The following is a 26,893-nucleotide window of genomic DNA, read 5'->3' as shown; positions in this document are numbered from 1 at the left end:
GGTGCGAGCGGATCACGACCCGATAATGCCGCCGTCCGCTCTGGTGATGACCACCGTCGAGGCGCGGGGGCGTCCGTTCGGGTTATTGTCCGGCCAGTTGGAGACGACGCGCGGGTTTGCCGGGTCGGTAATGTCGTCCCCACCCTCGCCCGGATGCTGAATGTTGATAAACAGCGTGCGGTTGTCCGGCGTGAACGCGATGCCGGTGATTTCGCACCCGCGCGGGCCCGTCAGGAAACGGCGGTACTCGTTGGTGCCCGGAATGGTCGCCACCATCTGGTTATTGCCCATTCCCTCGTAGGCTTTCTTATTAATGGTGCTGGAGGAGACGTCGGTCTGGATCCACAGCACGCCCTGATGGTCGAACGACAGGCCGTCCGGGCTGCCAAATTCGGCCCCCTTCATGCTGCCCTTCGCCTTCTCATCCGCGGTGTCCGTGCGCCCGGCCAGCACCAGGATGTCCCATTTGAAGCGTAACGCCGCCGGATCTTCACCCTCTTCGTGCCAGTGCATGATGTGGCCGAAGGCATTACTGGCTCGCGGGTTGGCCGCGTCCACCGGCGCTTTGCCCTCTTTGCCGCGATCGCTGTTGTTGGTCAGAGTGCAGTAAACGCTGCCGCTGGCGTGCGGATCGACCGCAATCCACTCCGGCCTGTCCATTTTGGTGGCCCCCACCGCATCGGCCGCCAGGCGGGTTTTGATCAGCAGATCGCCCTGGCTTTCGAAGCCTTTGCTCTTGTCCAGCCCGTTCTGGCCGAAGACCAGCGGCAGCCACTCGCCGGAGCCGTCGTCGTTGAATCGGGCGACGTAGAGCGTGCCGGCGGTCAGCAGCTGCATATTGGCGGCGCGATCGGCCGGATTGTATTTGTTGTCGGAGACAAATTTGTAGATGTACTCAAACTTCTGGTCGTCGCCCATGTAGGTGACCACGCGCTTGTCGGCGGCCAGGGTGACGGCGGCGCCTTCATGCTTGAAGCGCCCCAGCGCGGTGTGTTTGCGCGGCGTGGAGTCCGGGTTGTAGGGATCGATTTCCACTACCCAGCCAAAGCGGTTCGGCTCGTTAGGGGTTTTATCGACGCTGAACCTGTCGTCCACTTCGCTCCAGCGGTAGGACTCATCGCTGTCGCTGATGCCATAGCGCTTCTCCAGCGCGTTACGTTCGCCTTTCTTGACGAAAATATCCGACCAGTTCTCTTCGCAGGTCAGGTAGGTGCCCCACGGCGTGTGGCCGTTGGCGCAGTTTTGCATGGTGCCGAGCACCCGCTCACCCTGCGGATCGGCGGCGGTTTTCATTAAGTCCTGCTGACGCGCCGGACCGGTGAGCTGCATCGGTGTGTTGACCGTGATGCGGCGGGCAAAGCCGGAAGGACGCACCACCTCCCAGTCGCTGCCGTTCTTTTTCACTTCGATAACCGACACGCCCATGGCGTTCTGGCCTTTACGCGCTTTATCCAGGCTCCAGTTGGCGGTGCCGTCGCTAAAGAGCATGCCGTTGTCGATGTACTCATGGTTCATCGCCAGCAGGCCGTGGCCGGGGTTCTCTTCCCCCTGCGGCAGGCTAAACCACGCCATGCCGTCATGGTGCATGCCCGCCTGTGCTGCCTGTTCGTCGGTGGTGTTGCTGGCGTCAAATTTGAAGTCCGGCATTGCGCCCTTAATGCCGGTGGCATCACCCCAGCGGTAGAAAGGACGCGCGACGTAGCCCTCGGGCACCCTGACCGTATCGTCAGTCGACACCGGAATGCTGGTAAAGCCGAGCGCGACCGCCTTGCTCAGGGCTGAAGGCCGGGAAACCGCGGCCAGGGCGTTTTCAGACTTAAGCAGGAACGGGAAAGAGGCGGCGGCACCGGCAATGGCGCCCATCTGCAGGAAACGGCGGCGGGAGAGCACGCTGGAAAAGACCGGGTTAGCGCTGGAATTGCTGACATCGTCGCGATGTTCTTTTTTGAATACGGACTTAAGAGGTTTACCCACAATGGCTTCCTTTCTTCAGGCTAAGAAACGATAAAGTGGGAACACTATAAGTACAATTGATTACATTTTTATAACAGTCAGAAGGGGGGCATCCCTGCCCCGATAACGAGGGTCGAACTCAGAACTCGTAGCCTACAGAGACCTTAAAGGTGCGCGGCTCCCCCTGGAACAGGTAGGTGCCGCCGTCGTCCACGCTTGACCAGTAGTTTTCGTCGGTGATGTTTTCGATCCCGGCGCGAACGGTCATCTGGTTCTGGTCATTGTTGACCGCGAAGCGGTAACGCATGCCCAGATCCAGGGTGGTGTAGCTGTCCAGTTTCTTGCTGTTGGCGAGATCCGCATACTGCGAGCCGGAGTGGTTTACGCGGGCTGTGGCGGTCAGGCCGTCGACAGGCTTGATGTCATACTCTGCCCCCAGCACGCCGTAGAAGCTCGGGACGCCAATGGCGTCATTGCCCTGGTTAACGCCGTTGTTGGTTTTGGTCAGCTCCGCCTGCAGCCAGGTGGCGCTGGCGTTCAGACGCAGGCCCAGCACCGGCTCGCCAAAGACGTTCAGCTCCACGCCGCGGTTACGCTGCTCGGCATCCAGACCGTAGTGTTTGGTCTGGCTGTCGAGAATGGCGAACGGCATTTTGATCTCAAACAGCGCCAGCGAGCCGCCAACGCGACCGAAATCGGCCTTCACGCCCACTTCGTTCTGCTTAGAGTGGACGATCCCGGTGCTCTGGCCGTAGTTGGTGGCGGTGTTTGGCGCGGTTTTACCCGGCTGCAGCGCCTCGGTGTGGTTGGCGTACAGCGATACCGTCTCCCACGGTTTGTAGACCACGCCATAGGTCGGCATCCAGCGGCTGCCGTCGAAGCTGTCCGCCTCGTTTTCGTGACCGGTGATTTTGTTATAGCCGCGGATCACCACCTTCTGATGACGGGCCCCAACGGTGAACAGCAGGGTGTCATCCAGCACCCCGAGGGTGTCGCTCAGCAGCCAGCCCTGAGTGCGGGTGCGGCCGCTGGTCAGCGGATCGCTGTAGTTACCGCCGGAGCCGTTTAAGTTAGTGCTTGGCGGCGCATCCACGCCGGTATTGTGATAAATGTTGGTGACCGGGTTATCCTTCGCGGCCGACATCTTCCAGGCGATTTTCTCGTTTTTGCTCATCGCTGAGTAGCCGACGTTCACCTTGTGCGACACAAAACCGGTATCGAAGTTACCGCGGATGCCCGCCATGCCGCTCACGCTGTCGCTGATGCGGTTGGTATCGAGACGCGACGCGGTGGCTTTGCCGCTCTTGTCCACCAGCTTCGCACCGCTGTAAAGCCCCTCTTCATGGGCGTGCTGGGCACCCAGACCGGTGTAAGCCGTCCAGTTGTCGGTGATGTCGTACTCGCTGCGCCACATGCCGAATTCGTTTTCGATGTTGCTGTAGGCCCATTTCTGCGAGTAGTTACGATCGTTTTTCGGCGGCTCGGGCACGAAATCAACGCCGGAGATATTGACCCCGGTTTCTGAGCCGTGGAAGGTTTTCATCTGATAACCCAGGTCCACGGAGCTGCGGAACTTATCGCCCGCATAGTCCAGGCCGGTGGAGAGCAGCGTGGTGCGGCGGCGATCGTTGGCTACCGGGGCCTCGCCTTCACGGTGAACCACGTTGACGCGGGCGCCAAACTGGTCGTTATCGCCGAAGCGACGACCGGCATCCAGGGTGGTGCCAATCTGCGAATCGGAGGTGTAGTCCACGCCCACTTTCGCCTGCGGCGTAGCGCCCGCATGTTTCGGCTCAAGGTTGATCATCCCGCCCACGCCGGAGCTGGCTGCGCCGTTCATCAGGGAGTTGGCGCCTTTGAAGATCTCAATGCGATCCACCATCTGGGCGTCCACTACCTGGCGCGGCAGCACGCCGGAGAGTCCGCCGAAGGTCATGTCGTCTCCGTCGAACTTCAGACCGCGAATGCGATAGCTCTCCGCGCTGTTGCCGTAGCCCTGCACGGACTGCACGCCCGCATCGTTTGCGACCACGTCAGCAATGGTGCGGGCCTGCTGATCTTCCACCAGCTTAGAGGTGTAGCTGATGATATTAAACGGCACGTCCATCGCATTTTGCTGACCGAGCATCCCCATGCGTCCGCCGTTTGCAACCTGGCCGTCCAGGAAGGCCGGTACCAGCTGGTCGCCGCCGGGTTTGAAGTCGCTGGCAGCGGACTGCACCACGATGGTCTCTTCTTTTTTGCTCTCCGCCGCGACGGCGGAATGAGCGATCGTGCCGATGGCGAGGGCCAGCAGCGTTTTGTTCATTTTTCCGGTGTTGTTCATGATTAACTCGTTCAAAGTTCGCGCAAAATGGCCCGTTGCCGGGCCTTAATTGTTATAAAAACGTCTATTTCAGGGCGATACGGACAACGCTGTCCGGCCCGTTGGTGGAGTGATCTTTGTTGAACGCCTGTTTCACGGTGACGTACAACGTCTGACCGTCCGCCGACAGTAGCAGGCTGTTCGGATTCGGCGGCAGATCCCAGCTCTGCTTCACGGCATAGGTCGTGGCATCCAGGCTCAGCAGCTTGCCGCTTTCGCGCTGGGTGATGTACAGCTCGTTGCGCTTAGCGTTGAACTTCACCGCCAGCGAATCGCCCACATCGAGCTGTTTAACGAGCGCCCCGGTGTGGATATCCAGCACCAGCGTGGTTTTGGCTTTTGAGTTGTCGGTGACGAACAGGCGACCGGTGGCCGGATCTTCCGCCAGGTTCAGCAGCAGGGCCGGTTTATCCCCGAGCGGCTTCCAGCGTTTTTCGATGCGGTTGCGCTCAGGATTAACAATCAGAATTTCACCGCCGCCGTTTGCCACATAGATACGCTGAGTCTGTTCAGACCACATCAGGCCGGTGACCCACTGCCCCGCGTTTTTGATGGTTTTTTTCAGCGTCAGGGTTTTGGCATCCACTACCCAAATCACCGCCGGATCGGCTACGCCGCCGATGTACAGGACGTCGTTATGCAGCAGAACCTGACGCGCGCCGTACGGGTAGCCCTCTTTGTTGCGCTCGGTAAACAGCAGGCGCTTTTTGATTTTGCCGTCTTCGGTGCTGATGGCGCTGATCCCGCCGTCCAGCGAGTTGGTGGCATAAACGGTTTTACCGTCCGGGGAGATAGCGAGGGCGAAGTTTTTTAGATCGGTATGGCTGCGACCAATGGTTTTAAGGGTCGCCGGATCGAGCTTATACACCACCCCGCCCTGCACATCCTTAAAGCCTTCCGAGCTGGCAACGTACAGCGCGTCCCCTTTCGGGCTCAGGACCATTTCGTACAGGCCGTCAGCCAGATCGCGTTTTACAACGTTGGTCTGGGCAGGGGCGGCCGGTTTCGGAGCGTCAGCGGCGGGTGCGGTTGTCGCGGTGTGCTGTGCAGCGCAGCCGCTGAGTGAGACGGCCACGAGCAGCGCCAGGGCGGACAATTTTTTGGTCATCAGGAACATCCTTTACCGTGCAAAATGTGAGGAGGACGCCTGCGTCGCTTATGTTTTGCGATTAGGTTTGTGGATTCAGGCCGTCAGGCCAGAGCAGCGTCTCCCGTAACGCTCAGTGTTCCGTGTGAAAAATGCATTCACTGTTGCTGCGGGAAAGTCCATTCGCGCCCACAAACACTAAAGAGAATGAGAACTATACGCATTATCTATCTGTGATCAAGTGTAAATAGGGGCAACAAAGTAAAAAAAGGGTGAGAAATTACCCTTTAATGGCGGGATATTATCCTCTGGTGCAATATATGACGGGGGAATTACTGTAGATAAAGTAATAGCTGTCCGCATTGGCAGGCAGGATATTCAGTCTTATTCCCCGCTCCCGGTGCTGAAAGAAATCCGGGACATAAGAAAGGTAATTTAATTTTTTCTTCGGCAGCACGTTGGTTTCGTCAGAGACCATGATCGTTTCGTCTCCTTCGCGCCAGTAACTGAATCCTACCTTATTACTGATCGCCACCGGCTGGGCATTCTCTTCGATATACTCTCCTGATGCGTCGTAACTCCCGCCCCCATTATTAAACGAAAAGTTCATTACCGTATCGATTACCGCACCCTGTTCAACAATAATCACATGCGTCTCGCAGCTAAAATTATTGCGCTAATAATGCAGATACCCGGCAACAAACAGCGGGGAAACGGCCAGCAGAAAAATAATGCTCCAGCGCATTGCTTTGTTATTCATTATCATAATAGGGCTGCCTGTAAAAAATAGACTCGCAGCGCGCCTCGCGTTTTTCCGGCGCGCGATCGAAGATAATCACCGATATTCCAAGCTGAGCATGATTGAGGGTGATATAGGTCACATTGCCTTTCTTGCAGTTTAATGGATAGCGCTGCGACAGCGAGGCCCACGCTCTTTGGCTTTTATCGGTAGACCTCACATCCGTCAATCGTACCTGTCAGGTGATAGCCAACAAATACCGGTTCAGCCTGTTTTATTTCAGGAAAGAGCACGGCGCAGGAGAGTAAAAAAATCGCCCCTGCCAGCCAGTAAAGCATGGACGGTCGCCAGATACGGGGTGTGCGCTGCGCCACCCCGCTACGGGGTGGCGTCAGAATTATTTTTTCTTGTAGATATCCGCGGTGCCGTGGATTTTGTTTTCCGTGTGCCCCGACGTCAGTACCAGTACGTCTGCACCTTTTTTATCCGCTTTTTCCGTCAACTCCTTTTTTGCATCTGAAACCGACACCTTGTTAGAGGTCGAAACCGTGCCAATTTTCGTGTACTGCGTTTCGACTTTTTTAAAGTCTTCCCGCGTCAGCAATTCAGCAGCGAAAGCGCTGGAGGTGAACAACACGGCGGTACCCAGCAGAACAGCAATCGTCTTTTTCATAACCTGATCCCTTGTGATGAGTAAACGAGCAGCGATCGCCTCACTCTATAGCGTGAGGTTTAATCAGCATGGTGAACAAGCGCAGGAAAAGCCACGTTTCCGGGGAGTTTCTTTTATAACAGAGTGTTGCTTCACAAATACGGATAATCCGCGTTAACTGGCGGTTTAATTTTGGCGGGCCTGCAGCACAAACGGGGCGTGTTCTTGTTCAACCGGCGCGCTTTTCAGCACCGAAGGCTCAACGCCGGACAGCTCCGCCATCCCCAGCGCGGAGAAGACACCGCTGTTGATGACCTCATCCGTAAAAGGCACGTTCCCATTTTCCTGACGAATGATCGCCTTGCTTAGCGCAAGCAGGACCGGCGGAGAGGTCACATCCAGGTGGGTCGTGGGCGAGACGCCGAGGGCCTGGCTGACATTCTGAATATAGGCGGTGGTATCGTTGTTATCCTGCGGGGGCGCCCATCGCGAGATAATTTTACTGATGGTATCCAGACCACGTCGCTGGTAGGAGAGCAGGTTAACGCCCAGCGCGCGGATGCCGTGCTCCGGCGTGGCGAAGGTGGCAAAGCGCCCGTCGGTGCCATTCTGACCCTGCCAGCTGAATGCCCAGCTGGCTTCGAGATTACCCGGGTTGTTATTGCGAATACCGCGAACGCTTCCGCCCGGTGCCGTCCACGACGGACCAGAGCGACCCTTTTTGTACTGCGACAGGCGGTTCATCAGCGCGAGTTGATTTTCGCTCCAGCCCTGGATGCGGGCGTACTGATCCAGCTGGCCAAACGAGGCTGGCGTGGCGGCAACGGCTGTCTGGCGGGTATCGGCAGCGTGCAGCGTCGGGATCGCAGGCTGCGTTACGATCGGTTGCGACGCACTGGACATCTGCTGAAAGGAGGCCGGGACGCTGGTCTGGGACGCCCCGGAAGATGAGACCTGAGCCGATAGCGTCGCCACCTGCTGGGTGTTCACGCTCTGCTGCTGTACATAGTAATGCGCAATACCGGACATCATTCCCTCAACATACTTATCCGTTTTCAGCCCGGCTTGATTTACTTCTTCTTATTCAACATCGATTTCAGATCGGCAAAGGGGTTATAGGTGGCTTCACCTACATCTTTTTGCGCATCTTCACCCGCCACCACGGTGGTGCCGTAGATGTCGGCCTCGGTGTACTTCGAATGCTCGTGATCGTGACAGAACAGACACAACAGCTCCCAGTTACTGCCATCTTCCGGGTTGTTGGTATGGTCATGATCGATATGGTGAACCGTCAGCTCGCGCAGGTTTGAGTAAACAAACTCCCGCGAGCAGCGTCCGCATACCCATGGATAAATTTTAAGGGCTTTTTCACGGTAGCCGCTTTCCAGCCGCGCGTAGTTTTTTGGGATCAGAGCCATTGCCGGTGTTACCTGTCAGAAGGAGACGAGAATGCCCCTACTATATCGCAGAATGGAACCGAAGGTTAAACGAGGTTTCGCGCGATTTTGTAAACCGTTTTCTGATCGTTTGCCGCGGTTTCCTCAGCCAGCCCTTCACGCACCAGGGCGCGTAAATCTTTACGAGCGGTATTATCGGATATCCCCAGCGCCTCGCTGACGTCTGCGGCGGTATAGGCCGTTGTCGATGTTGCCAGCATGATATTCAGCAGCGTAATCTGGCGGGACGTCAGGCGCGATAAGGCCCGCGATTCGAACAGGAACCGCTCAATGTTTGCCGCCCGGGTGACCAGGCCATCAACATGCTGCAGAAGCCGGTCCAGCGCGCGGCGGACGATGCCGGTCTGGTACTCCAGAAAATAGGTCAGATCCATGCCGTCCGTTTCCGTGTACTGGTAACTCTGGGCATATTTCACCGGGGCGGCATGCAGCAGGCTGCTTACCGAGATGTATTTAAACGCCTCGTAACCCGATTTCAGCATAAACCAGTAAAACAGCGCCCGGCTGGTGCGCCCGTTTCCGTCCCGGAAAGGATGCTCGTGGGCGATCATGAAATGCAGGACGCAGGCTTTCACCAGAGGGTGTACATAGTCCGTGCTGCTGTTCACCCAGTCACAAATGCCCTGCAGGCGGGCCGGGAGTTGGTCTGCCGCTGGCGGCTGATGGATCACGTTGCCGTCGTAATCGGCAATCACAACATCGTTTGTCGTGCGGAACTCGCCGGGCTGATACTTCGCATCGTTAATCCCCTCCATCCCTGTCGCATGCATACGGCGGATAAGCTCTGGTGTAAGGGGCTCATTCAACCATTCAGGGATTGCTGCCATCAGCCGCGCATTACCGACGATCATATGCTCGCCTTCGGTACGCGGTGCACGACCGGAGCCCAGCATGTTTCTGGCCACCAGCGTGGTGGTATTAGCCCCCTCCAGCTGCGAGCTGGTGATCGGTTCATCGAGCTGGAGCTGGATCAACGCCGCTCCCGCGCCACGCAGGCGGTTTATCAGGCTATCCAGCGCCAGACCGGTGGCCTGTTTATCTACCCTTTCGCAGGTGGCGAAGAGGGCGGAGGTGAGCACGAATCCGGCCTGATCACCCGCCTGGTTACGGTAATCGATTCGCTGCAGCGCGGCATCGCGGGCGCGACGCGTCAGGGTCCAGGCAAGCGCCACGTTCTCGCGCTGGGATACCCGGTGTCTGAATGCATCAAAGGGAAGATACCGGCCTTTGTCGTCAGTGGTGCGTGCATATTGCTGATGGGCAGCAATATCGGCTCCCGTCAGAAATTCCAGAGGTATCAGACCGGGAGGACGTTTAATGGCCATGATTAAACTATCTCAAAATATCCAATATTTGAGATAGTTTAACGCAGAGATGTGAAAAAGCACATGACGCAGAATCAATAAAAGTGAAAAGTCTGGGGGAGAAAACGGTGTTTGAATGGCACGCCCTAAAGGATTCGAACCTTTGACCTACGGCTTAGAAGGCCGTTGCTCTATCCAACTGAGCTAAGGGCGCACGGAGAAGAAGAAACTTCGCAGTGGTGAAGCGCGTGGAATTATACGGTCAACTCAGGTTGAGTCAATGCATTTTAGTACAATCCTCTTGTAGTTCATACCCATGCCCTGCAACAGCATCGCTTAACAGGAAAATCCGCAAAGTGTGACTGACAGCAGCGCGCGCTTCTGACAAAATATGCTCATCCCCCCTTTCACTCCTTACAGACGGAATCTTCTCTCTGATGGCAGCAAAGATTATTGACGGTAAAACGATTGCGCAGCAGGTGCGCTCTGAGGTTGCGGAAAAAGTGGCAGCACGTCGGGCCGCTGGAAAACGCGCTCCTGGGCTGGCCGTTGTGCTGGTCGGCAGCAACCCGGCTTCACAAATTTATGTCGGCAGCAAACGTAAAGCGTGCGAAGAGGTGGGCTTCCTCTCCCGCTCTTACGATCTGCCGGAAACCACCTCAGAAGCAGAGCTGCTTGAGCTGATTGATACCCTGAACGCCGACAAAGAGATCGACGGCATTCTGGTTCAGCTGCCGCTGCCTGCGGGCATCGACAACGTGAAGGTGCTGGAACGTATTGCGCCAGACAAAGACGTCGACGGTTTCCACCCGTATAACGTGGGCCGCCTGTGCCAGCGTGCGCCTCGCCTGCGTCCGTGTACGCCGCGCGGCATCGTCACCCTGCTGGAGCGTTACAATATCGACACCTACGGCCTGAACGCCGTGGTCATTGGCGCCTCCAATATCGTCGGTCGCCCGATGAGCATGGAACTGCTGCTCGCTGGCTGCACCACTACGGTCACCCACCGCTTTACCAAGAATCTGCGCCAGCACGTCGAAAATGCCGACCTGCTGATCGTGGCGGTCGGTAAGCCGGGCTTTATTCCGGGTGAGTGGATTAAGGAAGGGGCAATTGTCGTGGACGTGGGGATTAACCGTCTCGAGAGCGGCAAAGTGGTCGGCGACGTGGTGTATGAAGATGCCGCCGCACGTGCCTCTTATATCACTCCGGTTCCGGGCGGCGTAGGCCCGATGACCGTAGCAACACTGATTCAGAATACTTTGCAGGCATGCGTTGAGTATCACGACGTAGAGGAAGCGTAAGATGGCGACATTTTCATTAGGTAAACATCCGCACGTTGAGCTGTGCGATCTGCTGAAGCTCGAAGGCTGGAGCGAAAGCGGCGCCCAGGCCAAGATCGTTATTGCCGACGGTCTGGTCAAGGTTGATGGCGTGGTAGAAACCCGTAAGCGCTGCAAAATCGTTGCCGGGCAGACCGTGAGTTTTGAAGGTCAGAGCGTTACGGTTACTGCCTGAGCGATCTGGCACGCCCGGCGGTGCTTCGCTTGCCGGGCCTACATGAGTCGGTAGGCCGGGTAAGGCGCCAGCCGCCACCCGGCAATTTTCCTCAACATTCCCCCACCCCTATCGCGGTTAATTATCGATCAACTTCAAATAATCACTATTTCATCTGTTGAAATGTGAAAATTAAGTTGCGCGAATTTCAGGCTTTCCTCACGATAAGTAGAACGTTCTACTAAAACGTTCTACTCACTATAATAGCGCTCACAGAGCGTACTCGGGGGAAATCAGCATGGGTCTGATGTCAGGGTTTGTTAAATCGTTGTCAAAACTGTCGATGATTGGTCGCGCGTTAATGCTGCCGATCTCGCTGCTTCCCGCTGCGGGCCTGTTGTTGGCTTTCGGCGATAAATTCCATCTGCCGCTGATGATGAACGCGGGCGGCGTTATTTTTGATAACCTGCCGATGCTGTTCGCCATCGGCTCGGCCGTCGGTCTGGCATCTGAATCCGGTATTGCGGCGCTGTCGGCGGCGGTGGCGGTGTTCGTCACCAACATCACCATCGGCACCGTACTCGGCATCACGCCGGAGATGGCCTCCCAGGGCGGGAAATACGCCATGGTGGTGGGCATCCCGACGCTGCAGATGGGCGTCTTTGGCGGCCTGCTGTGCGGGATCCTCGCCGCGTGGTGTTATAACCGCTTCCACACCATGCAGCTGCCGGAGTTCCTCGGCTTCTTCTCCGGGAAGCGTTTTGTCGCCATTGCCACGGCGTTCCTGGCGTTTGTGATGGGTCTGCTGCTGCCGTACGTCTGGCAGCATATCCAGGCCGGTATCGACGCGCTGTCGGTGATTGTGAACGGCGATAACCAGGCAGCCTCGACCTTTATCTTCGGTCTGGTGGAACGCGCGCTGATCCCGCTGGGTCTGCACCACATCTGGTATCCCTCCTTCTGGTACTCGTTCGGGGATTACACCACCCAGGCGGGCCAGGTGATCCACGGCGACCAGACCATCTGGTTCAAGATGCTGGAAGAAGGGGTGAAATCCTTCAGCAGCGACACCTATCAGAACGCCGGTAAGTTCATGCAGGGCGAATTCCCGCTGATGCTGTTTGCCCTGCCTGCGGCCTGTCTGGCGATGTACCACGAAGCGCACACCAAAAACAAAAAGATTGCCGCCGGTATCCTGTTCTCTGCGGCGCTGACCTGCTTCCTGACGGGGATCACCGAGCCGGTCGAGTTCACCTTTATCTTCGTGGCGCCAATCCTGTATGTCTTTAACGCCATTATGGCGGGCCTGGCGTACATGACCATGTACCTGCTGCATGCGCACATCGCCAAATCCTTCTCCGCTGGCTTTATCGACTACCTGTCGTTCGGGATCCTGCCGTCGTTTAACGGCTATCAGACCAACTTCCTGAACGCCATTATCATCGGTATTCCGATGGCGCTGATTTACTACTTCACCTTCCGCTTCGTGATCCGTCGTTTCGACGTGAAAACGCCGGGCCGCACCGACGTGACGGCCAACGCGGATGATAAAACCGACACCGAAATCGCCACCGAGATCATCGGCCTGCTGGGCGGGGCGCAGAACATCGACTCTGTGGGCTCCTGCATCACCCGTCTGCGTCTGGAAGTGGCGAAGAGCGACATGGTGGATAAGGACGGTCTGAACGGCCTCGGCGCCCGCGGCGTGGTCTTTGTCGGCGACTCCGGTATTCAGGTTATCTTTGGCGCCCGGGCGCAGTTTATCGCCCAGACGATGTCGACCATGATCGGTAAATAATAAGCTGCCTGACCGACACGTCTCCTGTACTCTTACGGGAGGCGTTGTCTTATCAGGCATTTCAGGGAGAAGATGTGAAGAAGGTCAGCATCATAGATGTCGCCAGAGAGGCAGGGGTATCTGTTTCTACCGTCTCGCTGGTTCTGCGTCAAAAAGGAAAGATCTCAGAGGCGACGATTGAAAAAGTCCACGCCGCCATCACTGCCCTGGGCTACGTGCATAACGTGGCCGCCGCCAATCTTCGCGCCAACACCTCCAATCTTATCGGCCTGATCCTGCGCGATTTCAGCGACAGCTTTTCCATCAAAGTGATGGCCAGCATCGTCCAGGAGCTGGAAAAGCAAGGGTATATGGTCTTTCTCGGCCAGCCGCTGAACGACGGTGAGCACCTCGAGCGCTGCCTGCTCTCCTTCAAACAGCAGGGCGTCGCCGGGGTGATCTATCTGGCTTCCGATACGCGTCATGCCGCCCTGCCGGCGCTGATCCGCCAGTGCCCGCTGCCGCTGGTGGCGGTGTCGCAGTCGCTGCTCAACGAAACCTGCAATCTGGTGATGCGGGATAATCGCCAGGCGGCGCATCTGGCTACCCGCTATCTGATTGAGCGCGGCCATCGCAATATCGCCTATATCGGCGGCAGGGAGGGAGATCTGATCCGCGAGCAGCGCCTGCTGGGTTTTCGCAGCGCGATGACGCAGAACGGGCTGGTGTTCCGCGACGAATCCGCCCCCGCATGCAGCGACGATACCCAGGCGGTGAGCTTCGCCACCCGCCAGCTGCTGGAGAAAAACAACACCATCACCGCCCTGCTCTGCCACTCCCCGGATGCGATGATCGGCTCTATCTCCGGTATTCATCACGTTGGCCGCACGGTGGGGAAAGATGTCTTTCTTACCCAGCAGGTAGCGCTGGTGGGGTTTGAGGATATGCTGCACGTTAATCTCACCTCCCCGTCGTTTACCTATGTCTCCTCCGCCAGCGAAGAGACCGGGCGTCAGGCGGCGGGGCTGATGATCCGCCAGCTGAAAGAGCCCGAGCTGCAAACCCAGCGCATTACCCTCTCCGGACAGCTCGTCGCGCGGGAATCGGCATAATTCAGATTTCCGCCCGGCCCTGAGTTCAGCGGCGCTCTGCTATATTTCCATGATTTGCCATGGATAATCATTATGCCAACCATCATTACTCACGCCGCCGTACCGATCTGCTTAGGTCTGGGGCTGGGCACCCGGGTTATTCCCCCTCGCCTGCTGTTCGCCGGGATCGTTCTCGCCATGCTACCGGATGCCGACGTGCTGTCATTTAAGTTTGGCGTCGCCTACGGCAATATTTTTGGTCATCGCGGATTTACCCACTCGCTGCTGTTTGCCTTTGTGGTGCCGTTACTCTGCGTGCTGGCCGGGCGACGATGGTTCCGGGCGGGGCTGATGCGCTGCTGGCTGTTTTTAACCGTGTCGCTGCTGTCGCACAGCCTGCTGGATTCGGTGACGACAGGCGGGAAAGGGGTCGGCTGGCTGTGGCCGTGGTCGGATGAACGCTTCTTCGCGCCCTGGCAGGTGATTAAGGTCGCGCCCTTTGCCCTCTCACGCTATACCACGCCGTACGGGCATCAGGTGATTATCTCGGAACTGCTGTGGGTGTGGCTGCCGGGGGTGGTTGTGATGGGGATGTTGTGGTGGCGGCGGAGGTAAAAGCAAAACGGCAACCAGGTTGCCGTTTTTAGTGTTTGCACCCTCTCCCTGTGGGAGAGGGTTGGGGTGAGGGCATCAGCGCGCAGCAGATTTACTTACGGCGCCAGGTCGTACCCTGCGGGCCATCTTCCAGGATAATACCCATCTCGGTCAGACGGTTACGCGCGGCATCGGCATCGGCCCAGTCTTTCGCCTGACGCGCTTCCAGACGCGCTTTGATTAACGCTTCAATCTCCGCCACTTCGCCGTCATCCGACTGCGCACCGCTCTGCAGGAACGCTTCTGGCTCCTGCTCCAGCAGGCCCAGCACGCCAGAGAGTTTACGCATATGGGAAGCCAGCGCGTTGGCGGCGTGGGCATCTTCCCCTTTCAGGCGGTTCACTTCACGGGCCATATCGAACAGTGCAGAGTAGGCTTCCGGGGTGTTGAAGTCGTCGTTCATCGCCTCGACGAAGCGGGCTTCAAACGCCTCGCCGCCGGCCGCTGGCACGGAGGTGTCGGTGCCGCGCAGCGCGGTGTACAGACGCTCCAGAGCAGAACGCGCCTGCTTGAGGTTCTCTTCGCTGTAGTTCAGCTGGCTGCGATAGTGGCCGGACATCAGGAAGTAGCGGATAGTTTCGGCATCGTAATACTTCAGCACGTCGCGCACGGTGAAGAAGTTGCCCAGCGATTTAGACATCTTCTCGCGGTCAATCATCACCATGCCGGAGTGCATCCAGTAGTTCACGTATTCACCGTCATGCGCACAGGTGGACTGGGCGATTTCGTTTTCATGGTGCGGGAACATCAGGTCAGAACCGCCGCCGTGAATATCGAAGTGGTTACCCAGCTGTTTGCAGTTCATGGCCGAACATTCAATGTGCCAGCCTGGACGGCCCGCGCCCCACGGGGATGGCCAGCTTGGCTCGCCCTCTTTGGACATCTTCCACAGCACGAAGTCCATCGGGTTGCGCTTCACGTCAACCACGTCCACGCGCGCCCCGGCCTGGAGCTGATCCAGATCCTGACGGGAGAGCTGGCCGTAGTGCGGGTCTGTCGGCACGTCGAACATCACGTCACCGTTGTCCGCCACGTAGGCATGGCCTTTGGCAATCAGCTGTTCGGTGATCTCGATGATCTCCGGAATATGGTGCGTTGCGCGCGGCTCAAGGTCCGGGCGCAGGATATTCAGCGCGTCAAAATCCTTGTGCATTTCACCGATCATGCGATCGACTAAGGCGACGAAATTTTCGCCATTTTCGTTAGCGCGCTTAATAATTTTGTCGTCAATATCGGTGATATTGCGTACATACTTAAGGTTGTACCCGAGGAAACGCAGGTAGCGTGAAACCACGTCGAAGGCGACAAAGGTACGGCCATGGCCGATATGACAGAGATCGTAAACGGTAATACCACACACGTACATGCCGACTTCCCCGGCATGAATAGGTTTGAATTCCTCTTTTTGGCGCGTCAGTGTGTTGAAGATTTTTAACATCGAAGATTCCATGTGAGACGTGTGTGGGTGAAAACGGCATATTCTAATGGTAATTCAAACCGGAAGCAGCAAGTAATGCAAGGTGATCGCGCGTTGCGGTTATGCTATAACAAGCGCTTATTGTGGCCCCTGGCGGGGTCGAAGCACCACTATAACGGAACAGGATGCAAAAATGGTTACTTTCCACACTAATCATGGCGATATCGTAATCAAAACCTTTGATGACAAAGCGCCTGAAACAGTCAAAAACTTCCTGGACTACTGCCGCGAAGGTTTCTACGACAACACTATTTTCCACCGTGTCATTAACGGCTTTATGATCCAGGGCGGCGGTTTTGAACCTGGCATGAACCAGAAAGAGACCAAAGCGGCGATCAAAAACGAAGCGAACAACGGTCTGAAAAACACCCGCGGTACCCTGGCAATGGCCCGTACTCAGGCGCCACACTCTGCCACCGCGCAGTTCTTCATCAACGTAGCAGACAACGACTTCCTGAACTTCTCCGGCGAAAGCCTGCAGGGTTGGGGCTACTGTGTGTTTGCAGAAGTGGTTGAGGGTATGGACGTGGTTGACAAGATCAAAGGCGTTTCTACCGGCCGCAGCGGCATGCACCAGGACGTTCCAAAAGAAGACGTTGTGATCACAAGCGTGACCGTCAGCGAATAATTCGTGGCGACACTCTTTATTGCAGATCTGCATCTGCAAACAGAAGAACCGGCGATCACCGCCGGTTTTCTGCGTTTTTTACAGGGCGAAGCCCGCCACGCCGACGCGCTTTACATCCTGGGCGATCTGTTTGAAGCCTGGATTGGCGATGACGATCCGAACCCGCTGCACCGCGACATAGCGAGTGCGCTTAAAGCGCTGGTCAACTCCGGCGTCCCCTGCTTCTTTATCCACGGTAACCGCGACTTTCTGCTGGGCAAACGCTTCGCCCGTGATTGCGGCATGACCCTGCTGGCGGAAGAGACCGTCCTCGACCTGTATGGCCGTAAAGTCCTGATCATGCATGGCGATACGCTCTGCACCGACGATACCGGCTATCTGGCGTTTCGCGCCAAAGTGCACACCCCCTGGATCCAGACGCTGTTTCTCGCCCTGCCGCTGTTTATCCGCAGCCGTATCGCCGCAAAAATGCGTGCCGGCAGCAAAGCCGCTAACAGCAGCAAATCAATGACCATCATGGACGTGAACCCGCAGGCGGTGGTCAGCGTGATGGAAAAGCACCATGTGCAGTGGCTGATCCACGGCCATACCCATCGCCCGGACGTCCATAGACTGACCGTAAACGGTGAACCCGCTAAGCGCGTGGTGTTAGGGGCCTGGCACACCGAAGGCTCGATGGTCAAAGTCACGCCTGAAGATGTGGAGCTTATCGCCTTCCCGTTCTGAAATCCCTGCCCAGAAATCATTCAAATTTTTTGGACTATCTCAGCAAATTGTTTTGATTTTAATCACACTCTGGTCGGCCTATGATTACTCACATCAGGGCAACAACGCCCTATTCCAAACAAAACAGCTTAAGGAACACGACCATGAAATCCATCAAAACTTTCGTTGCAGTTGCCGCTCTGTCTCTGATCTCTTTCGGTTCTTTTGCCCAGAGCGTGAGCGCTACCGCCTCTACCCTTGACCGTGCAGAAGCGAATATTGCCGCTCAGGCCGCAAAAGAAGGTGCTGCTTACAAAATCACCAGCGCCCAGTTCGACAACCGCGTGCACATGACCGCTGAACTGACTAAATAATTTGCCCGATTGCCGTGCCGCCAGATAAGAGCCCAGCGACAGCGACAATACGATGAAAAAGGAAAAGAGAATGAAAACTATCAGTATCGTCAGCGCCCTGCTGCTGGCCGCTTCACTGTCCTCTGGCGCGATGGCTGCAGAGCACCACTTCTCCGCCCCGGAAGCGGGTTCGAATATCGACACGGCGGTGCATCAGAATCATATTGATGTGAACCATGCTTTCGACAAAGAGAACCTGACCGCAGGCAATCTGCTGTAAGCCGTAAAGCAGACTGTAAAAAGACCGCCTTTTGGCGGTTTTTTTATTGCATAAAGCGACAGACTTTGGCGGAAGTTTTAGCCGCGCAACCGTTTTCCTTGCCTGTAGATCGTGCTATTCTCTGTCACCTCAAAAGCCGAGAGTTGTGCACCACAGGAGTTTTAAGACGCATGTCTTCCAGCAATAATCCGGCGCGTGTCGCCATCGTAATGGGGTCCAAAAGCGACTGGGCTACCATGCAGTTCGCCGCCGAAATCTTTGACATCCTGAACGTTCCTCACCACGTTGAAGTGGTCTCCGCGCACCGCACCCCCGATAAACTGTTCAGCTTCGCCGAAGGCGCAGAAGAGAACGGCTATCAGGTGATTATTGCCGGTGCCGGCGGTGCCGCGCATCTGCCCGGCATGATTGCTGCCAAAACCCTGGTGCCGGTGCTCGGCGTCCCGGTTCAAAGCGCAGCACTGAGCGGCGTCGACAGCCTCTACTCCATCGTGCAGATGCCGCGCGGCATTCCTGTTGGTACGCTGGCCATCGGTAAAGCGGGCGCTGCCAACGCCGCCCTGCTGGCCGCACAGATCCTCGCAACCCACGATAAAGCACTCCATCAGCGCCTGGCGGACTGGCGTAAAGCCCAGACCGACGAGGTGCTGGACAATCCCGACCCGCGAGGTGCGGCATGAAGCAGGTTTGCGTCCTTGGTAACGGCCAGTTAGGCCGTATGCTGCGTCAGGCCGGTGAACCGTTGGGGATCACCGTCTGGCCGGTTGGGCTGGACGATGAACCTGAAGCCGTGCCGTTTCAGCAAAGCGTCATCACCGCAGAGATTGAGCGCTGGCCTGAAACCGCCTTAACCCGCGAGCTGGCGCGTCACAACGCCTTCGTCAACCGCGACGTCTTTCCGATCATCGCCGACCGCCTGACGCAAAAACAGCTGTTTGACGATCTGCATCTCGCCACCGCGCCGTGGCAGCTGCTGACCGAAAAAGGCCAGTGGCCGGGCGTGTTTGACACGCTGGGCGAGCTGGCGATCGTCAAGCGTCGCGTGGGCGGCTACGACGGCCGCGGCCAGTGGCGTCTGCGCGCCGGTGAAACCGACCAGCTGCCGGACGAGTGCTACGGCGAGTGCATCGTTGAGCAGGGCATCAATTTCAGCGGCGAAGTGTCGCTGGTCGGTGCCCGCGCCCACGACGGCAGCACGGTTTTCTATCCCCTGACCCACAACCTGCATCAGGACGGCATTCTGCGCACCAGCGTAGTCTTCCCGCAGGCGGACGCAGCCCAGCAGGCGCAGGCTGAAAGCATGCTCTCTGCCATCATGCAGGAGCTGGGCTACGTGGGTGTGATGGCGATGGAGTGTTTCGTCACGCCGGAAGGTCTGCTGATCAACGAGCTGGCACCGCGCGTGCACAACAGCGGTCACTGGACGCAAAACGGGGCGTCCATCAGCCAGTTTGAGCTGCATCTGCGCGCCATCACCGGGCTGCCGCTGCCGAAGCCGGTGGTGAACAGCCCGTCGGTGATGATCAACCTGATCGGCACCGATCTGAACTACGACTGGCTGAACCTGCCGCTGGTGCACCTGCACTGGTACGACAAAGAGGTGCGCCCGGGTCGTAAGGTCGGCCACCTGAACCTGAACGATACCGACACCGCGCGCCTGAGCGCCGCGCTGGACGCTATCGTGCCGCTGCTGCCGCCAGAGTACGCCAGCGGTATTGCCTGGGCGCAGTCCGCACTCAGCTAAGCCTCACCGCCGGGGAGTTGACCTTCCCCTTCCCCGGCGTAAAATCCTGCCCATCGCTGTTTTGAGGGATCCTTATGAACGATGGGACGGACTACCGCGCCATTCTTACCGCCGACACGCCATTGATTGACGTGCGTGCGCCCGTGGAATTTGCTCAGGGCGCCATGCCTGCGGCAATCAACCTGCCTTTAATGAACGACGACGAACGCGCCGCCGTGGGCACCTGCTATAAGCGCCAGGGGCCGGAAGCCGCGCTCGCGCTCGGCCACCGTCTGGTGAGCGGCGAGACGCGCGAACAGCGCCGGAGGCGGCGCGCCGCCTGCCTTGCCCGGCCGCAGGGCTACATCTGCTGCGCCCGGGGCGGGCAGCGCTCGCATATCGTGCAGGCCTGGCTGAAAGAGGCAGGCGTGGACTACCCGCTGATCCGGGGCGGCTATAAAGCGCTACGTCAGGCGGCAATGCAGGCGACCGTCGAGCAGGCGCAAAAACCCAGCGTGCTGATTGGCGGCTGCACCGGGAGCGGCAAAACGCTGTTAGTGAAGGCGCATCCTGAGGGCGTGGATCTCGAAGGGCTGGCGCACCATCGCGGCTCCTCCTTTGGCCGCACGCTGGCCCCGCAGCTCTCCCAGGCGAGTTTTGAAAACCATCTGGCGGTTGAGCTGTTAAAAAAAGACGCCACGCGCTGGGTACTGGAAGACGAAGGCCGGATGATCGGCTCCAACCACCTGCCGGAATGCCTGCGCGATCGCATGACGCAGTCGCCGATTGTGGTGGTCGAGGATCCGTTTGAAGTGCGTCTTGAGCGGCTGCGGGAAGAGTATTTCGCGCAGATGTGGCAGGCCTTTCGAGAGGCGCGGGGAGAAGAAGCGGGCTGGCTGGAGTATCGCGACTATCTGCACCACGGCCTGTTTGCCATCCGCCGCCGTCTGGGGTTGCAGCGTTATGCAGAATTTACCGCCCTGCTGGATAGCGCTCTGGACGATCAGCAGCGTACCGGCAGCACCGAAGCGCATTTCAGCTGGCTTGCGCCGCTGCTGAATGACTATTACGACCCGATGTACCGTTATCAGCTGGAGAAAAAAGCGGAGAAGATTGTGTATCGCGGGACGTACGGGGATGTTTCAGAGTGGCTGAGCTGCTGAAAAAAAGCCGGGTGGCGGCTACGCCTTACCCGGCCTACAGGTTCGGCGCGTTTTTGTAACCCCGCCTCCGGGGAACAGACCGCACCCCACGTAGCCCCGGTAAGCGCAGCGCCACCGGGGAACAGACGATTTAGAAGTCGTAACGCAGACGCACCAGGTTCATATCGCCCAGATCGTCGGTGCTGGAGGTGAACACGTGCTCGTAATCCACGCGGAAACCGTAATCCAGCTGGAAGCTGATACCCACGCCGTTGTCGATGCGCTGGTAGTTGCGGCCATTCATGGTCTCGATGCGGTCGCCCATGAAGTAAGGCTGGATGGATTTCACAGCATACTGACCAATCGGGAATTTATAACCCGCAAAGTACTCAATACCCCACGCGTCACCCGCGAAGTAGTCGTTTACCGACACTTTTTTGCTGGTCATGAAGTTCTGATACCAGCCGCCGCCTGCGGAGAAGGTCCAGTTGTCCGGGGTCCAGCTCAGCGCGGTACCAAGGATATTCTGATCCCAGGTTTTGCTGTCGCCGTTATCCGGATTACGCATGTCCGCACGGGTGTAGTTCCACGCCGCGCCCCAGGTCAGGTCGGTGGTCAGGCGATAATCCAGACCCAGTGAACCGCCGCCTTTACGCTTGTAGCGCAGGCCGTTGCCCGGCAGGTATTCGCTGTCTTCGAACAGGTAAGAGGCGTAGATGTCCGCATCGCCAAGGGTTTTCTTGTACTTCAGCATCTGGCGTGAACGGTAAGAGCCGTCGTAGTCGCCGTTGATACCGTTACCCGGCGCCTGGCCGATCATGTCGTAGTCCCAGATATCGGTTTTCGCACCAACCACATCGTAGTAAACGCTGTTCTGCTGACCGAAGGTCAGGGTACCCCAGGTATCGCTTTTCAGGCCGGTGTAGAGCATACGACGGGAGGTATCACGCGCGCCGTCTGCATGGTGGTTATCCCAGTTGAACTGGGCCGGAATGTTCACACCCAGCTCGTAGTAGCTCACCCAACTGATGTCATCAAACAGGTAGTAATCTGCCGCGAAACGGAAGCGGGTGCCGCCGTCAAAGCCGTTACGCTTGTAGCTGTTTTTGCCGTCGTCGCCGGTCATATTCTGGAACTGGGGACGAATACTGCCGCCAACGGTAAAGTTGAGGCGGCTCAGCGGGTTGCCCGCCTGCGGATCTTGTTTCAGAACGGTGATTTCAGCCTGGGATGCAAAAGACGTCAATGCCACTGCAGCGCCAATAGCGACTGCCAGCGCTTTTTTATTTATTGTCACTGTTTTTCCTTGATAGACACACTGCCATTTATTTAGCAGGTGAATATTAACCAGAATTTATCTGTCCGTGTTGTCCGGTTTTTAATGATTTGTGCCACTAACACTCAGTGTTTTATCTTTTTATGCTGCTAAGACATCACGCACCGATATAAAAACCGGTGCGTGATGGTTACGAAAAGGGATTAACCGGAGAACTGGCGGAACAGGGCTTTGCCCTTAAGTAGCCGGGCCCCCAGCCAGCCGCCGCACAGCGAGAGCATCACCGCGCCGCTGAGCGGCAGGATCACCCACAGCCGCCAGTCAGGCTCCCACGGGAAGTCGAACACCCGGGTTTGCAGCACCGCCAGCGCGGTTTCGGCCCCGATGGCCGCCACCAGGCCAGCCACCAGTCCCAGCAGGGCGAACTCGCTCCAGAGCGTGGTGCGCAGCAGTTTTTTACCTGCGCCCAGGGTACGATAAACCACCAGCTCCTGATGGCGCTGACGCATCCCGACCTGCACCTGCGCCAGCAAAAGCAGCACGCCGCAGATCGTCACCAGAACCACCATCACCTCCAGCGCCCGACTTACCTGCTCCAGCACCTGCCCGACCTGCTTGAGGATCGCGCCGATATCCAACAGGCTGATGGTCGGGAACTCGCGGTTAAGCTGGGTGAGCATGCCGTTGCCGTTCTCCCAGCGGAAGCTGGTCAGCCAGCTCTGGGGCTGTCCGTCCAGCGCCCCGGAAGGGAAGATGAAGAAGAAGTTTGGCCGCAGGCTCTCCCAGTCAACCTTGCGCAGGCTGGTGACTTTAGCGCTGAAGTCCTGGGTATCGCCGGTAAAGGTCACCGTATCTCCCAGGGCGACGTTCAGGCGTTTTGCCAGCCCCTCTTCCATCGACACTTCCCCCGCGCCTGGCGGCCAGGTTCCGGCGGTGATCGGGTTATGATCCGGGCGTTTATCCTGCCAGGTCAGGTTCAGCTCGCGGTTAAGGGATTCATCTTTATTACCCTCGGTAGACTGGCCGTTAATCTGGGTCAGACGCGCCCGCACGATGGGATAGTAGGACTCGGGGATAATCTGATGCTCCGAGAGGAACGTCTTCAGCGGCGTCACCTGCTCCGGGGCGATGTTAATCAGAAAGTAGTTCGGGCTTTCGGGCGGGAGCTGCTGTTGCCAGCGATCCAGCAGGTCGCCGCGCAGCACCAGCAGCAAAGCCAGCAGCATAAACGACAGCGAGAAGGCCGACAGCTGGCTGAGGGTTGACCACGGCTGGCGCAGCAGGCGATTCACCGCCAGACGCACCGGCAGGGATTTTACCGTCAGCCCCTTAAGCACGCTGAGCAGCATCCAGCCCAGCACGCCGCAGAGCAGCGCCAGCACCACGGCCCCGGCCAGCACCGCCCACAGCAGCATGCTGCCGCCCATCAGCCAGGCGAGGAGCACCACCACCAGCACCACAATCGCCGGAATGTAATATTTCAGCGGCCAGACGCTGGCCACCACGTCGCGACGCAGGACGCGAAGCGGCTGCGTCGCCAGCAGCAGGCGATAAGGCCGCAGCCCCACCAGCAGCGAGATGACGGTCATGGCCCCGATCGCCCACAGCCACGGCCACAGGCTGGCTGGCGGCAGCGCGGCGGGCAGCACCGGTTTGAGCAGCACCATCAGCACCTTCTCAAACAGCAGCCCCATCGCCCCGCCGGTGACAGCTGAAAGGGTAAGCACCATCAACCACTGGCCGACGATCAGTTTGCGCAGCTGTGCCCTGCCCGCGCCGAGGGTTTTGAGGATCGCCACCAGGTCGTAGCGACTGCGGCAGTAGTGGCCCATGGCCACCGCCACCGCCGCGACAGCCAGCAGCAGCGTTAGCAGTGCCGAAAGCAGCAGGAACTGCTGGGAACGCTCAAGCGACTTGCCGAGCGCGCCATCCTCCTGCTCCATGCCGGACCAGCGGTGCTCCGCCTTCAGCTGCGGCAGCAGCCATTTTTCATAGGTGCTCAACTGGGCGGGCGTGCCGCCAAACTTAATGCGCCAGGTGACGCGGCTCCCGGGCTGTACCGCCGCGGTTTTGGCGACATCTGCGGTGTTCATCAGCAGGCGCGGCGCCATCTGGAAGGGGTTGAAGCCGGAATCCGGCTCCTGAATCACCTCTCCGGCGATTTTCAGTGTGGCATCCCCGACGTCAATGCTGTCGCCGGTTTTCAGATTCAGCAGCGCCATCAGGCGCGAGGCCAGCAACACCGTCCCCGGCGCGGGCTTGAGGCCCGGCGGGTTGGTTTGTAGCTCGCCGTACATCGGGTAAATATCATCGACGGCCTTTACGCTTGCCAGCTGTGGCGTATCGGCGGCAAAGGTCATGGTCTGGAAGCTCAACTGCTCGCTGACCTTCAGCCCCTCTTTTCTCGCCTCCTCAAGCCACGCCTGGGGCACCTCGCGGGAGCTGCGCAGCGTGCGGTCCCCGGCCATAAACTCACGGCTTTGCTGGCTGAGCCCCTTTTCCATGCGATCGCTGACGCTGCCGAGCGCCAGCACGCAGGCCACCGCCAGGCTTAACGCCAGCCAGACGATCAGCAGCGAGGGGGAGCGCCATTCGCGCCAGAACCAGCGGGTAATCATGCTTCCTCCAGCAGTTCGCCGTTCACCAGGCGCAGGCGGCGATCGCAGCGTGCAGCCAGTTGCGGATCGTGGGTGACGAGGATCAGCGTGGTGCCGTGCTCGCGGTTAAGCGAGAACAGCAGATCGGCAATTTTGTCCCCGGTCTGGCGATCGAGGTTACCGGTGGGTTCGTCGGCAAACAGCACATCCGGGCGGCCATTGAACGCACGGGCCAGCGCCACGCGCTGCTGCTCGCCGCCGGAGAGCTGCGCCGGAAGGTGATCGAGGCGTTTACCCAGCCCCAGCTGTTCCAGCAGCGCCCTGGCGCTCTCCCGGCTGTGGGCGGTATTCTCGCCGCGCAGCAGCCCCGGCAGCTCAACGTTCTCCAGCGCGTTAAGGGTCGGGATCAGCATAAACGACTGAAAAACAAAACCAATGTGCTTTGCCCGCAGGGCGGCGCGCGCCTCTTCATCCAACGCATGCAGGGGCTGGCCGACCAGGTTGACCTCACCGCTGCTGCCGTCATCCAGACCGGCGAGGATCGCCAGCAGCGTGGATTTGCCCGAACCCGATTCACCAATCAGGGCGATGCTCTGCCCGCGTTTGACAATGAGTTCAACTCCGGTAAGGATGGAAAGCTCGTGCTCCCCCTGACCCACGGACTTCTTAAGATGATGAACTTCAACAATGTTTTCCGCTGGCATTTGCCCTTCCTGTTTTTGATTCTGTTCTCATTTCGCGCCGCGGCGGCGGACACGCTATTAATTCTGGGTGACAGTCTGAGCGCTGGCTACCGGATGGCGGCCAGTGCCGCCTGGCCTGCGCTGCTGAACGATAAATGGCAGAGCAAAACGACGGTCGTCAACGGCAGCATCAGCGGCGACACCTCCCAGCAGGGACTTTCCCGTCTGCCTGCCCTGTTGAAACAGCATCAGCCGCGCTGGGTGCTGGTGGAGCTTGGCGGCAATGACGGCCTGCGCGGTTTCCAGCCGCAGCAGACGGAGCAAACCCTGCGCAAAATTTTGCAGGATATCCGCGCCGCCAACGCCCAGCCGATGCTGATGCAAATTCGCCTGCCTGCTAACTATGGTCGTCGGTATAATGAAGCCTTCAGCGCGATATATCCGAAGCTCGCCAAAGAGTTCGATGTTCCGCTGCTGCCCTTTTTTATGGAAGAGGTCTACCTGAAACCGCAGTGGATGCAGGACGACGGTATTCACCCCAATCGGGACGCCCAGCCGTTTATCGCAGACTGGATGGCAACCCGGCTGGCTCCTTTAGTTAAACATGACTCGTAATTCAGCGGAGATCCTGACAGGTAAAGTTATGCAAAAATCGGTCTTAATAACAGGATGTTCCAGCGGAATTGGCTTTGACAGCGCCCTTGAACTGAAGCGTCAGGGATTCTGGGTGCTGGCCGCCTGCCGCAAACCCGAAGACGTTGAACGTATGAACAACATGGGTTTTGCCGGCGTGCTGCTGGATCTGGATTGTGCAGAAAGCATTGAACGCGCCGCCGATGAAGTGATCGCCCTGACCGGTAATCGCCTGTATGGGCTGTTCAACAACGCCGGATTTGGCGTTTACGGCCCGCTGCAGACTATTACGCGCCAGCAGCTTGAACAGCAGTTTTCGGCCAATTTTTTTGGCGTCCATCAGCTGACCATGCGCCTGCTGCCCGCCATGTTGCCGCACGGCGAGGGCCGGATTGTGATGACCTCCTCGGTGATGGGGCTCATCTCCACGCCGGGTCGCGGGGCATACGCCGCCAGCAAATATGCGCTGGAAGCCTGGTCGGATGCACTGCGCATGGAGCTGCGCCACAGCGGAATCAAGGTGAGCCTGATTGAACCGGGCCCTATCCGCACCCGCTTTACCGACAACGTCAATCAAACCCAGGCCGACAAGCCGGTGGAAAATCCCGGCATTGCCGCACGTTTTACGCTGGGGCCGGAGGCGGTGGTCGCCAAAGTGCGCCATGCTTTTGAGAGCAAAAACCCCAAAATGCGTTATCCGGTCACGCTGGTGACCCACGCCGTCGGCCTGCTGAAGCGCCTGCTGCCGGGCCGGATGATGGACAAAATTTTACAGGGCTGAGTTGAAGCCACGCGTCACGCCCCCATGTAAACAGAAACT

General features: G+C 58.2%; 28 protein-coding genes and 1 tRNA gene. 14 read left to right on the top strand and 15 right to left on the bottom strand.

The window, feature by feature from the left end:
* Positions 1-12: 12 nt before the first annotated feature.
* From FHN83_RS17310 to FHN83_RS17270, 11 genes are all read right to left on the bottom strand, one after another.
* A complete protein-coding gene (locus tag FHN83_RS17310; protein WP_139564476.1) occupies positions 13-1,974 on the bottom strand; it encodes a PhoX family protein in 1,962 nt (653 codons plus the stop codon).
* 118 nt (positions 1,975-2,092) lie between these two features.
* Positions 2,093-4,279 carry a TonB-dependent receptor gene (locus tag FHN83_RS17305; protein ID WP_139564475.1) on the bottom strand — a complete coding sequence of 729 codons (2,187 nt, stop codon included), beginning with the start codon at positions 4,277-4,279 and terminating at the stop codon, positions 2,093-2,095.
* A gap of 64 nt (positions 4,280-4,343) precedes the next feature.
* Positions 4,344-5,426, bottom strand: a complete 1,083-nt coding sequence (locus tag FHN83_RS17300; protein ID WP_139564474.1) for a YncE family protein — start codon at positions 5,424-5,426, stop codon at positions 4,344-4,346.
* A gap of 280 nt (positions 5,427-5,706) precedes the next feature.
* Positions 5,707-6,054, bottom strand: coding sequence for a hypothetical protein (locus tag FHN83_RS17295; RefSeq protein ID WP_039032573.1), 348 nt, complete (start codon positions 6,052-6,054; stop codon positions 5,707-5,709).
* Positions 6,055-6,157: 103 nt separating this feature from the next.
* Positions 6,158-6,286 (bottom strand): hypothetical protein, encoded by a 129-nt coding sequence (locus FHN83_RS28630; RefSeq protein WP_255296438.1) that lies wholly within the window; start codon positions 6,284-6,286, stop codon positions 6,158-6,160.
* Between the two features lie 61 nt (positions 6,287-6,347).
* On the bottom strand, positions 6,348-6,482 hold the full coding sequence (locus tag FHN83_RS28625; RefSeq protein WP_255296437.1) for a hypothetical protein: 135 nt from the start codon (positions 6,480-6,482) through the stop codon (positions 6,348-6,350).
* Positions 6,483-6,541: 59 nt separating this feature from the next.
* The gene (gene yahO / locus FHN83_RS17290) at positions 6,542-6,817 is read right to left on the bottom strand and encodes a DUF1471 family periplasmic protein YahO (RefSeq protein WP_039032574.1); all 276 of its coding nucleotides are present in this window, start codon (positions 6,815-6,817) and stop codon (positions 6,542-6,544) included.
* A 165-nt stretch (positions 6,818-6,982) separates the two neighbouring features.
* Complete coding sequence (locus tag FHN83_RS17285) at positions 6,983-7,825, bottom strand: hypothetical protein (protein ID WP_139564473.1); 843 nt, start codon at positions 7,823-7,825, stop codon at positions 6,983-6,985.
* A 41-nt stretch (positions 7,826-7,866) separates the two neighbouring features.
* Positions 7,867-8,214 carry an HNH nuclease YajD gene (gene yajD, locus FHN83_RS17280; RefSeq protein WP_039032575.1) on the bottom strand — a complete coding sequence of 116 codons (348 nt, stop codon included), beginning with the start codon at positions 8,212-8,214 and terminating at the stop codon, positions 7,867-7,869.
* A 65-nt stretch (positions 8,215-8,279) separates the two neighbouring features.
* A complete protein-coding gene (locus tag FHN83_RS17275; RefSeq protein WP_139564472.1) occupies positions 8,280-9,578 on the bottom strand; it encodes a Fic family protein in 1,299 nt (432 codons plus the stop codon).
* Between the two features lie 116 nt (positions 9,579-9,694).
* Positions 9,695-9,771: transfer RNA gene (locus FHN83_RS17270), tRNA-Arg, on the bottom strand.
* Positions 9,772-9,994: 223 nt separating this feature from the next.
* Between FHN83_RS17270 and folD the strand changes: the two genes are divergently transcribed.
* The 5 genes from folD to FHN83_RS17245 all read left to right on the top strand — a co-directional run bounded on the left by folD (position 9,995) and on the right by FHN83_RS17245 (position 14,537).
* Positions 9,995-10,861 (top strand): bifunctional methylenetetrahydrofolate dehydrogenase/methenyltetrahydrofolate cyclohydrolase FolD, encoded by an 867-nt coding sequence (folD, locus tag FHN83_RS17265; RefSeq protein ID WP_039032577.1) that lies wholly within the window; start codon positions 9,995-9,997, stop codon positions 10,859-10,861.
* Position 10,862: 1 nt separating this feature from the next.
* The gene (gene ybcJ / locus FHN83_RS17260; protein ID WP_023334767.1) at positions 10,863-11,075 is read left to right on the top strand and encodes a ribosome-associated protein YbcJ; all 213 of its coding nucleotides are present in this window, start codon (positions 10,863-10,865) and stop codon (positions 11,073-11,075) included.
* Between the two features lie 277 nt (positions 11,076-11,352).
* The gene (locus FHN83_RS17255; RefSeq protein ID WP_039032578.1) at positions 11,353-12,852 is read left to right on the top strand and encodes a PTS transporter subunit EIIC; all 1,500 of its coding nucleotides are present in this window, start codon (positions 11,353-11,355) and stop codon (positions 12,850-12,852) included.
* A 74-nt stretch (positions 12,853-12,926) separates the two neighbouring features.
* Complete coding sequence (malI, locus tag FHN83_RS17250) at positions 12,927-13,943, top strand: Mal regulon transcriptional regulator MalI (protein WP_039032579.1); 1,017 nt, start codon at positions 12,927-12,929, stop codon at positions 13,941-13,943.
* A 72-nt stretch (positions 13,944-14,015) separates the two neighbouring features.
* On the top strand, positions 14,016-14,537 hold the full coding sequence (locus FHN83_RS17245) for a metal-dependent hydrolase (protein WP_039032580.1): 522 nt from the start codon (positions 14,016-14,018) through the stop codon (positions 14,535-14,537).
* Between the two features lie 91 nt (positions 14,538-14,628).
* Here the strand turns inward: FHN83_RS17245 and cysS are convergent, their stop codons facing one another.
* The gene (cysS, locus tag FHN83_RS17240; RefSeq protein ID WP_139564471.1) at positions 14,629-16,014 is read right to left on the bottom strand and encodes a cysteine--tRNA ligase; all 1,386 of its coding nucleotides are present in this window, start codon (positions 16,012-16,014) and stop codon (positions 14,629-14,631) included.
* Between the two features lie 172 nt (positions 16,015-16,186).
* Between cysS and ppiB the strand changes: the two genes are divergently transcribed.
* From ppiB to mnmH, 7 genes are all read left to right on the top strand, one after another.
* Entirely contained in the window at positions 16,187-16,681 is a 495-nt protein-coding gene (ppiB, locus tag FHN83_RS17235) for a peptidylprolyl isomerase B (protein ID WP_039032582.1), read from the top strand.
* Between the two features lie 3 nt (positions 16,682-16,684).
* Entirely contained in the window at positions 16,685-17,407 is a 723-nt protein-coding gene (gene lpxH / locus FHN83_RS17230; RefSeq protein ID WP_139564470.1) for a UDP-2,3-diacylglucosamine diphosphatase, read from the top strand.
* Between the two features lie 143 nt (positions 17,408-17,550).
* A complete protein-coding gene (locus FHN83_RS17225) occupies positions 17,551-17,760 on the top strand; it encodes a YdgH/BhsA/McbA-like domain containing protein (RefSeq protein WP_139564469.1) in 210 nt (69 codons plus the stop codon).
* A 70-nt stretch (positions 17,761-17,830) separates the two neighbouring features.
* The gene (locus tag FHN83_RS17220) at positions 17,831-18,019 is read left to right on the top strand and encodes a hypothetical protein (RefSeq protein ID WP_139564468.1); all 189 of its coding nucleotides are present in this window, start codon (positions 17,831-17,833) and stop codon (positions 18,017-18,019) included.
* Between the two features lie 170 nt (positions 18,020-18,189).
* Positions 18,190-18,699 carry a 5-(carboxyamino)imidazole ribonucleotide mutase gene (gene purE, locus FHN83_RS17215; protein WP_039032586.1) on the top strand — a complete coding sequence of 170 codons (510 nt, stop codon included), beginning with the start codon at positions 18,190-18,192 and terminating at the stop codon, positions 18,697-18,699.
* Positions 18,696-19,763, top strand: coding sequence for a 5-(carboxyamino)imidazole ribonucleotide synthase (gene purK / locus FHN83_RS17210; RefSeq protein WP_039032587.1), 1,068 nt, complete (start codon positions 18,696-18,698; stop codon positions 19,761-19,763). The genes purE and purK overlap by 4 nt, the downstream gene beginning before the upstream one ends.
* Before the next feature lie 74 nt (positions 19,764-19,837).
* Complete coding sequence (gene mnmH, locus FHN83_RS17205) at positions 19,838-20,905, top strand: tRNA 2-selenouridine(34) synthase MnmH (protein WP_139564467.1); 1,068 nt, start codon at positions 19,838-19,840, stop codon at positions 20,903-20,905.
* A 130-nt stretch (positions 20,906-21,035) separates the two neighbouring features.
* Here mnmH and FHN83_RS17200 read toward each other — a convergent pair whose 3' ends face one another.
* The 3 genes from FHN83_RS17200 to ybbA all read right to left on the bottom strand — a co-directional run bounded on the left by FHN83_RS17200 (position 21,036) and on the right by ybbA (position 25,461).
* Entirely contained in the window at positions 21,036-22,181 is a 1,146-nt protein-coding gene (locus FHN83_RS17200) for a porin (RefSeq protein ID WP_039032589.1), read from the bottom strand.
* 182 nt (positions 22,182-22,363) lie between these two features.
* A complete protein-coding gene (gene ybbP, locus FHN83_RS17195; protein ID WP_139564466.1) occupies positions 22,364-24,778 on the bottom strand; it encodes a putative ABC transporter permease subunit YbbP in 2,415 nt (804 codons plus the stop codon).
* Positions 24,775-25,461, bottom strand: a complete 687-nt coding sequence (ybbA, locus tag FHN83_RS17190; protein WP_139564465.1) for a putative ABC transporter ATP-binding protein YbbA — start codon at positions 25,459-25,461, stop codon at positions 24,775-24,777. Before ybbA ends, ybbP begins: the two co-directional genes overlap by 4 nt.
* On the opposite strand from ybbA, the gene tesA reads away from it, so the two are divergent.
* A complete protein-coding gene (gene tesA / locus FHN83_RS17185) occupies positions 25,432-26,055 on the top strand; it encodes a multifunctional acyl-CoA thioesterase I/protease I/lysophospholipase L1 (protein WP_176556541.1) in 624 nt (207 codons plus the stop codon). The genes ybbA and tesA overlap by 30 nt on opposite strands.
* On the top strand, positions 26,045-26,854 hold the full coding sequence (locus FHN83_RS17180; RefSeq protein WP_139564463.1) for an SDR family oxidoreductase: 810 nt from the start codon (positions 26,045-26,047) through the stop codon (positions 26,852-26,854). The genes tesA and FHN83_RS17180 overlap by 11 nt, the downstream gene beginning before the upstream one ends.
* The last annotated feature ends 39 nt before the right edge of the window (positions 26,855-26,893 follow it).

The sequence above is a fragment of the Leclercia adecarboxylata genome (genome assembly GCF_006171285.1).
In the GTDB taxonomy this organism is placed as follows: domain Bacteria; phylum Pseudomonadota; class Gammaproteobacteria; order Enterobacterales; family Enterobacteriaceae; genus Enterobacter; species Enterobacter barmai.
This window is presented reverse-complemented; position numbering and strand designations above follow the sequence as displayed.